Origin of the sequence: Bacillus sanguinis (assembly GCF_018332475.1) — a bacterium.
In the GTDB taxonomy this organism is placed as follows: Bacteria; Bacillota; Bacilli; order Bacillales; family Bacillaceae_G; genus Bacillus_A; species Bacillus_A sanguinis.
This window is the reverse complement of sequence record NZ_BOQB01000012.1, coordinates 39369-48621: the sequence shown is the minus strand read 5'-3', so window position 1 is coordinate 48621 and position 9253 is coordinate 39369. Positions and strand designations below refer to the sequence as shown.

The 9253-nt window shown below is 37.7% G+C and carries 10 protein-coding genes and 1 rRNA gene; all 11 read right to left on the bottom strand.

Features of this window, described 5'->3' with window-relative positions; genetic code table 11:
• Window positions 1-254, bottom strand: a 16S ribosomal RNA gene (locus KI369_RS01590); the annotation flags it as partial.
• 373 nt (window positions 255-627) lie between these two features.
• Window positions 628-2127, bottom strand: coding sequence for a lysine--tRNA ligase (lysS, locus tag KI369_RS01585; protein WP_212954855.1), 1500 nt, complete (start codon window positions 2125-2127; stop codon window positions 628-630).
• Window positions 2128-2286: 159 nt separating this feature from the next.
• Window positions 2287-3285 carry a tRNA dihydrouridine synthase DusB gene (gene dusB / locus KI369_RS01580; RefSeq protein WP_212954854.1) on the bottom strand — a complete coding sequence of 333 codons (999 nt, stop codon included), beginning with the start codon at window positions 3283-3285 and terminating at the stop codon, window positions 2287-2289.
• A gap of 23 nt (window positions 3286-3308) precedes the next feature.
• On the bottom strand, window positions 3309-3512 hold the full coding sequence (locus KI369_RS01575; protein ID WP_000387027.1) for a helix-turn-helix domain-containing protein: 204 nt from the start codon (window positions 3510-3512) through the stop codon (window positions 3309-3311).
• Window positions 3464-3979, bottom strand: coding sequence for a 2-amino-4-hydroxy-6-hydroxymethyldihydropteridine diphosphokinase (gene folK, locus KI369_RS01570; protein WP_212954853.1), 516 nt, complete (start codon window positions 3977-3979; stop codon window positions 3464-3466). Before folK ends, KI369_RS01575 begins: the two co-directional genes overlap by 49 nt.
• Window positions 3976-4338: a dihydroneopterin aldolase gene (gene folB / locus KI369_RS01565; RefSeq protein WP_000358076.1), complete on the bottom strand. Its 363-nt coding sequence runs from the start codon at window positions 4336-4338 to the stop codon at window positions 3976-3978. Before folB ends, folK begins: the two co-directional genes overlap by 4 nt.
• Entirely contained in the window at window positions 4339-5199 is an 861-nt protein-coding gene (gene folP / locus KI369_RS01560) for a dihydropteroate synthase (RefSeq protein WP_073518188.1), read from the bottom strand.
• Window positions 5174-6046 carry an aminodeoxychorismate lyase gene (gene pabC / locus KI369_RS01555; RefSeq protein ID WP_212954852.1) on the bottom strand — a complete coding sequence of 291 codons (873 nt, stop codon included), beginning with the start codon at window positions 6044-6046 and terminating at the stop codon, window positions 5174-5176. The genes folP and pabC overlap by 26 nt, the downstream gene beginning before the upstream one ends.
• Entirely contained in the window at window positions 6040-6627 is a 588-nt protein-coding gene (gene pabA / locus KI369_RS01550; RefSeq protein WP_212954851.1) for an aminodeoxychorismate/anthranilate synthase component II, read from the bottom strand. Before pabA ends, pabC begins: the two co-directional genes overlap by 7 nt.
• Before the next feature lie 5 nt (window positions 6628-6632).
• Window positions 6633-8030: an anthranilate synthase component I gene (pabB, locus tag KI369_RS01545; protein ID WP_212954850.1), complete on the bottom strand. Its 1398-nt coding sequence runs from the start codon at window positions 8028-8030 to the stop codon at window positions 6633-6635.
• 220 nt (window positions 8031-8250) lie between these two features.
• Window positions 8251-9174, bottom strand: a complete 924-nt coding sequence (cysK, locus tag KI369_RS01540) for a cysteine synthase A (RefSeq protein WP_212954849.1) — start codon at window positions 9172-9174, stop codon at window positions 8251-8253.
• Between the last annotated feature and the right edge of the window lie 79 nt (window positions 9175-9253).

Here is a 9253-nt window from a genome sequence, read left to right as displayed (position 1 = left end):
TAATGCGACGCGGGGCCATCCATAAGTGACAGCCGAAGCCGCCTTTCAATTTCGAACCATGCGGTTCAAAATGTTATCCGGTATTAGCCCCGGTTTCCCGGAGTTATCCCAGTCTTATGGGCAGGTTACCCACGTGTTACTCACCCGTCCGCCGCTAACTTCATAAGAGCAAGCTCTTAATCCATTCGCTCGACTTGCATGTATTAGGCACGCCGCCAGCGTTCATCCTGAGCCAGGATCAAACTCTCCAATAAAGTTAGTTTGTCTAGCATCAAAAAATAAAAATTGACGTTTCACGTTGTTTGTTTCGTTCAGTTTTCAAAGAACTACTTCATCGCTCAGAAGCGACTTTTTTAATATAACATTTCGTTATATTTTCGTCAACAACTTTTTTTAATAAGTTGTTTTTCGTTTGTTTTGCTTGTTACCTTTCGTGGCAACGAATATAAATATACCAGTTTGATTATTAAAATGCAATAGTTTTTCTAATAAAATTTTTAACTTAGTAAAAAAGTATAAAAGCAGCATATTTCTTCTATATAAATATAATTTCTCACACTATCAAGATTTACTATCTCCAGGTAACTCATACTCAAATAAAAAAAGCTTTGGAGAAATCTCCAAAGCTTAATCTTGTTTATGACGCATAGCAGGGAATAATAGTACATCACGAATAGATGGTGCATTCGTTAATAACATAACAAGACGATCGATACCAATTCCTAGTCCACCTGTAGGAGGCATACCATACTCAAGAGCTTCGATATAATCATCATCCATCATGTGAGCTTCGTCATTACCTTGTTCGCGTTCTTTTAATTGCGCTTCAAAACGTTCTTTTTGATCGATTGGATCATTTAACTCAGTGAATGCATTTGCATGTTCACGTGCAACGATAAATAATTCGAAACGATCTGTGAATCGTGGATCTTCATCATTCTTTTTCGCAAGTGGCGAAATTTCTACCGGATGACCGTAAATAAATGTTGGTTGGATTAATTTATCTTCTACTTTTTGTTCGAAGAATTCATTTATAATATGACCAACTTCCATTGTATCCTTAATATCTACATTATGTTCTTTTGCAAGTCCACGCGCTTCTTCCACACTCATTGGATTCCAGAAATCTGCTCCAGAATGTTCTTTAATTGCATCTACCATATGAAGACGTGTCCATTCTGGTTCTAGATTAATTTCATAATCACCATATTGGATTGTTGTTGTACCTAATACTTGTTTCGCAATATGAGCAACCATATTTTCTGTTAGTTTCATAATATCTTTATAATCAGCATACGCTTCATACAATTCAATCATCGTAAACTCAGGGTTATGACGAGTTGACACACCCTCATTACGGAATACACGACCGATTTCATAAACTTTTTCTAATCCACCCACGATAAGGCGTTTTAAATGAAGTTCAATTGCGATACGCATATATAATTCCATATCTAACGCATTATGGTGCGTAATGAAAGGACGAGCAGAAGCTCCACCTGCAATTGCATGCATCATAGGTGTTTCCACTTCAAGATAACCATTGTCATCTAAGTATCTTCTCATTTCACGAATGATCTTACTGCGAGTAACGAATGTTTCACGGCTTTCCATACTTGTAATTAAGTCTAAATAACGTTGACGGTAGCGTTGTTCAACATCTTTTAATCCGTGGTATTTATCCGGTAGTGGACGAAGAGATTTCGTTAATAGTGTAAAGCCCGTTGCTTTTACTGAAAGTTCTCCAACGTTCGTTTTGAACACTTTACCTTCAATACCTACCAAGTCACCTAAATCTGCTGTTTTAAATAATTCGTACTCTTCATCTCCAACAGCATCTTTACGAACATAGATTTGAACTTGTCCATGTAAATCTTGAATATGTGCAAATCCAGCTTTTCCTTTACCGCGCTTTGTCATAATACGACCAGCGATAGAAACAGAGATTTCTTTCTCTTCTAATTCTTCTTTAGAGAACTCTCCATATAAGCTTAATAAGTCATTTGTTGCATTTGTACGTTCAAATCGTTTACCGAACGGATCGATCCCTTGCTCACGTAAGTTATGTAGCTTTTCACGACGAACAAGCAATTGGTCGTTTAATTCTTCGTGGTTCATGTTATCCATGGTATTGATATCACTCCAGCTCTATTAATTTTTACAATATATACAGTATAGCATTTTCTACTCAACTAGAAAAACTGCCAGCAACTAACTGGCAGTTCTTCTTTCTTTCACGTAATTATAGGAAGTGTATAAAAGAATGTCAATCTTCCCTATCTATTATTACCCAATGTGAATTGTTTGTTGTTTTGCTTCTACTTCTTCTACAAATGTACCTAATACACTTGCAAGGTCTTCACGCGTATTACAAGCATTGATACCATTACGTACAGTTGCATTACCACGAATACCTTTTAAATACCAAGCCGCATGCTTTCTCATCTCTCTTACAGCGACACTTTCATTCTTTAAATCAATAAGACGATCTAGATGCAACATACATACGTCAATTTTCTCACGCACTGTCGGTTCCGGCATTAATTCACCTGTCTCTAAGTACTTTACCGTACGATAAATCATCCACGGATCTCCAAGGGCAGCGCGACCAATCATGACACCATCTACACCAATTTCATCAAGCATACGCTTTGCATCTTGTGGCGTTGCGATATCACCATTTCCGATAACCGGGATATTTACAGCTTGTTTTACTTGTTTAATAATATCCCAATCCGCTGTTCCTTCATACATTTGTACTCGCGTACGTCCATGAACTGCTACCGCTTGTCCACCAGCACGCTCAACAGCTTTTGCATTCTCGATTGCGAAAATATGATCCTCATCCCAACCAATACGCATTTTAACTGTAACCGGCTTTTCTACAGCATCTACAACTGCCGCTACCATTTCATATATTTTATTTGGGTCTAAAAGCCACTTCGCTCCCGCATCACACTTAACGATTTTGGGTACTGGACAACCCATATTAATATCAATAATGTCTGCTGTCGTATATTTATCTACGTATTTCGCAGCATCTACAAGAGTTTCTTTCTCCCCACCAAAAATTTGTAAGCTTAATGGCTTTTCTCTCTCATCGATATATAACATATCTAATGTTCTTTTATTGTTTAGTAGTATTGCCTTATCACTTACCATTTCTGCACAAACTAGACCTGCACCGAATTCTTTTACTGTCAAACGGAATGCAGAGTTACACACTCCCGCCATCGGTGCTAATACAACTGGATTCTTCATCTCAATATTTGCGATCTTTAACACTCGATTTACTCCTTCCTTCATAGTCACTTTGGCATTAACTCATCTATCGAGACCTTTAATGCTTTAGCAACTTCCACTACAAAATCTTGGGAAGGCGATCGATTCCCTCGCTCAACTTCACCTAAAACAGATACAGATACCCCTAATTCTTTCGCAAAACCTTCTTGCGTATAACCTTTTAGCTTTCGAAAAGCACGAATGCGTCTTCCCCATTTTTCTGCTTCCATATCGTTACTCCCTCTCGCCTTTTCATTTCTTCTACTTGTGAACGTGAAATGTTTTGTTTTATATCTTGATTAATCTCTAACAACGGAACGATAACAAAAGCTCTTTCGAACATCCGCGGATGCGGAACAATAAGATTCTCTGCTTCAATATTTTCTTGATTATATAGTAAAATGTCAAGGTCTATAGTCCTTGGACCCCACCTAATTTCCCTTTTTCTTCCTAAATCATTCTCTACTCTTTGTGTAACCTTCAATAATTCTTGCGGTGATAAATTGGTAGAAATTTTTATAACTAAATTCAAAAAGCAACTTTGGTCAGTATAACCAACTGGTTCTGTTTCATATACAGATGAGATATCATTAACTTGGATATACGGATTTTTGCTTAAAAACTGAATCGCTTCAGTTAAATACGTATAGCGTTCTCCAATATTTGAACCTAATGCAATGTAAGCTATATTATTCATGGACGTTCTCTCGTAATTTCTACCGCTACAGCACGATAATGTCCCGGGATTGGCGGATCTGGTTTAATTACTTTAATTGTACAACGGAAAATACTCTCATATTGTTTCAATATATCTGCAGCAATATTTTCAGCGATACTCTCTACAAGCTTATACGTTCTATCTTCAACAACTTTTCTACACAATTCGAAAAGCTCTCCATAATTGACAGAATGCTCTAAGTCATCACTTTCTCCCGCCTGCTTCAAATCCAATTCCACCGTTAAGTCCACTTTAAATCTCTGACCCAATTTATTTTCCTCTGGGAATACACCATGATAACCGTAAAACTCCATATCATGAACATAGATTTTATCCAATTACTTTACCCCCTTACCAATCATCGCGTCCATCATCTTAGCCATACGTGCCATTTCCTTCACGTCATGAACACGAACAAACTCACAGCCCTTTTCAATACCGAGACAAACAGTAGCTCCCGTTCCCTCAAGACGTTCCTCTACCGGTAAATCTAGCACATGCCCAATAAAGGACTTTCTCGAAGTACCTAACAGCACCGGGTAACCTAGTACGTTTAATTGTTCTAAATTACGCATCGCTTCTAAATTTTGTTCAGGTGTTTTAGCAAAACCGATGCCTGGGTCTAAAATGATATTCTCATCTCTTACACCAGCATCTTTAGCAATTTTAATACTGTCATATAAATCAGCAACCATATCCGCCATTAAATTACGGTAATTCATGTTATCGCGATTATGCATTAAAATAATAGGTACATCGTAATGAGCTGCAACTTCAGCGATTTTTGGTTCCGCCTTCGCTCCCCAAACATCATTAATAATATGAGCACCCGCTTCAATTGCTTGTTTTGCAACTTCAGCTTTATACGTGTCGATAGAAATAGGCAATTTTACTTCTTTTGAAACTGCCTGAATCATCGGAACAACTCGCTTGATTTCTTCTTCTACTGATACTTTAGCAAAACCCGGACGAGTAGATTCACCACCGATATCAATAATATGAGCACCTTCATCTCGCATTTCTTTCGCATGGCGCACCGCAGCCTCTACCTCGTTGTAACTCCCACCATCAGAAAACGAATCTGGTGTTACATTTAAAATCCCCATAATTAAGGTTTTTTCATTTAAGTTCAATGTATATTCGCCGCAGCGCAAATCATAATCCCACTTCAAACTACACATCTCCTCTTCGCAATTCATTTCTGCTCCACAATTTCTCTCTCTGCATGTCATAAAGACTCATAAATCTCTTTGTAACCATACCCACTTTACCCGGGAAATCTCGTCCCTCTATACGATAAAGTGGAACAATTTCTTGAATCGAATTTGTTACAAAGACTTCATCAGCTGAAAGCAATTCATCTTTTGTAAAGAAACCTTCCTTTACTTCTATACCTAATTCTTCAGCAACCTTTATAATAAACGCACGAGTGATACCATTTAAAATCCCCGTTTTTAACGAAGGTGTATATAAAATACCACCTTTTACGAAAAAGAGATTCGAAACAATCCCCTCTGCAACATAACCTGTTTCAGTAAGGAAAATACCTTCCTCATTCACAACATTTCCAATTTCACGTTTCCCTAAAATGTTATTTAAATAATGATGAGACTTCAAACGAGACGCACCCTCTGGTGTATTTCGCACTTGCTTTAAAACAACCCCTTCTTTTTCCACTACATCTCCTGGGGCTACTAAAGGTTTTATAAAAACAATAACAGACGGCTCTTCATACATTTCTGTTTGCAATCCAATTTCATCTATACCTGCTGATACATTAAAACGGACATACGCATGCTCTAATTCATTCTTCACGAGTAGGTTCTTCAAAATAAGCAATACTTCATCTTTCGTCATTGTCCATTTAATTTGCAATGTATTCAGCGCATCTATTAAACGATCATAATGGTCATCCAATAAGAAAGGATGACCATTATAAATACGAAATGTCTCAAAAACTCCAAGGCCATATAAATAACCATGGTCATAGGGAGAAATTCTCGCTTCATTTGCTTCTACATACTCACCATTTACGTAAATTAACATAATGTCACACTTGGACTGTATTTAAGAATGAAGTTTTGCAATAACTCTTTCCCATGAGAAGTCATAATAGATTCCGGATGGAACTGTACACCTTCAATTGGTAATGTTTTATGACGGAGCGCCATAATTTCCCCTTCCTCTGTCCACGATGTTACCTCTAAGCAATCAGGTAACGTCTCTTTCTTAACGATAAGGGAATGATAGCGCGTCGCAGTAAACGGATTAGGAATATCCGAAAAAATCGTCTTTCCGTCATGATGCATAGATGACGTTTTTCCATGCATTAATCGCTCGGCACGAATAACCTCTCCGCCAAATACTTGTGCAATGGATTGATGCCCAAGACAAACCCCAAAGATCGGAATCTTTCCAGCGAAGTACCGAATAACTTCCATACTAATACCCGCTTCATTCGGACTACACGGACCTGGCGAAATCATTAAAAAGTCTGGTTTCATATTCTCAACATCTGAAATAGTCACTTCATCGTTACGTTTAACAACAAGCTCTTGTCCAAGTTCTCCAAGAAACTGCACTAAATTAAATGTAAAAGAATCATAATTATCAATCATTAATATCATTTCTCTCACCTAACCGTTTCTTCACTACGTTCTTTTGCACGCCATAAAGCAATCGCCTTTTTTAACGACTCTTTATATTCATTTTCCGGATTTGAATCAATTACAATTCCCGCTCCTGCTTGTACATGAGCCTTTCCATCTTTAGCAAGAAGTGTTCTAATTACAATATTCAATTCTGTATCTCCAGAATAACCGATCCAACCGATTGAACCTGTATAAATCCCTCTGCGAACAGGTTCTAATTCTTCAATAATTTCCATCGTACGTATTTTCGGGGCACCAGTAATTGTTCCCCCAGGGAATACAGCCTTCACTAAATCAAAAGCATCTTTATCTTCATCCACCTCACCACGCACATTAGAAACAATGTGCATTACATGTGAGTATTTCTCGATTACCATAAATTCATCTACTTCTACAGTGCCATATTTACAAACACGCCCTAAATCATTTCGTTCTAAATCCACAAGCATGACGTGCTCTGCTCGTTCCTTTTCGTTCTCAATTAATTCCCTTGCTAGTTCTTCATCCTCTTGTTCATTCGCACCGCGGGATCTTGTACCAGCAATTGGTCTTGTACTTACTTCTTGCCCTTGTTTTTTAATTAGCAATTCCGGCGAAGCACTAACAATTTGAAAATCCCCAAGCTCCAAGTAACCCATATATGGAGATGGATTAATTTCACGAAGACTTGTATAAATTTCTAGCGGGTGTGTTTGTAACGTTCTTTCTTGTCTCGTCGACAAGTTTACTTGGAACACATCACCAGCACCAATATATTCTTGAATACATTCAACCGCCTTCATAAAGCTTTCCTCTGTAAAAGCAACTGCTTCACTTTTCTTTTCAGGGCATGCAAATGGTATAGTCACTTCTGGCACTTCTGTCGTCCAAAGAACCTTCCCCTCATTTAATCGCTCTTTTGCCTCTTCATGCTTATCTACATAATGTGTAATAATCCATAATACTCTCTCTTCTTGATCATACACAAACACATCATCAAATAATAAAAAGAATATATCTGGTATATTAATATCATCCTCTGCAAGAGAAGGAAGTTTTTCAATATAACGGATGCAGTCATAACTAAAGTAACCAATTGCCCCCCCTTGAAAAGGCGGATACTCTGGATTATAGTCTGTTTTCCATCGCTCCATATATTCCTGCATTAAATCTAATGGGTTTCCTTGCTTTATTGTTTCCTTATCACTTTCGCTTATATGTAACGTCTCACCCTTCCCTCGGATTACCGCTACTGGGTTTAATCCCACAATGTTATAACGACCGCCACGTCCACTTTCTAATAAAATATGTTGCGGTTTATCCTTAGAAAGAAATTTATATTGCTTAAAGAAATCTAACTGATATGGAATAGAAAGCGCTAAAGATTTTCTTCGTTGCATATCAACACCCCGTCTTCTTTTATCCCACCCTCTTAGATTAACCACTTCAAACTACATTCGTTATGTATATAGAGTGGTTACACTAGAAGGCTAGTGAAAATAAATTAATTATACTACCTCTTATTTTACATGAAGTTTTCTAGTCATTCACTCTTTTCCTATTTCCAATCCAAAAAGAAAAAGCATCCTTTTTCAAGGATGCTTTTTCAATCACATATAATTAAGATTCAAATTGATAAAGTGGTGTACTTAAATAACGTTCACCGTTACTTGGGATAACAACAAGTACCTTCTTCCCTTTACCTAACTTTTTCGCAATTTCTGTTGCCGCATAAATAACCGCTCCAGAAGAGATACCAACTAAAATCCCTTCCTCTTTCGCCACTCTTCTTGCATATTCAAATGCTTGCTCTGTTTTCACTTGAATGATTTCATCATATACTTCTACATCCAATGTTTCTGGAACAAACCCAGCCCCAATTCCTTGGATTTTATGTGGACCCGGTTTTCCACCAGATAATACTGGTGAATCCGCAGGTTCTACTGCATAAATTTTAATATCTTTATACGCTTCCTTCAGTACTTCACCAGCACCAGTAATCGTTCCCCCTGTACCAATACCTGCAATAAACGCATCTAATTGGTCACCCATTTGTTCAACAATTTCTGGCCCCGTAGTTAAACGATGAATTTCCGGATTCGATTGATTTTTGAACTGTTGTGGTATAAAGTAACCATGCTCTTTTGCTAATTCAGTCGCTTGACGAATCGCCCCACCCATTCCTTCGGGCCCTGGAGTCAATACTAATTCCGCACCGTAAGCACGTAATAAGTTACGACGCTCAATACTCATTGTTTCTGGCATTACTAAAATTGCCTTATATCCTTTAGCAGCCGCTACCATCGCTAAACCAATTCCTGTGTTACCACTTGTTGGCTCAATGATTGTATCGCCTTCTTTTAATAATCCTTTTTTTTCAGCATCTTCAATCATAGCTAATGCAATACGATCTTTAACGCTGCTCCCTGGATTCATAAATTCTAATTTTAAGTATATATCTGCGCTGTCTGATTCTACGATGCGGTTCAACTTAACGATCGGCGTTTTCCCGATTAATTCTGAAACTGATTGTGCCACTCGCATTCCTGTCACTCCTAACACCGAGTATTTTTATTGGTTTTATCTATATTTAGATTTTGTCAGAAAATTCCCTGTTTGTCAA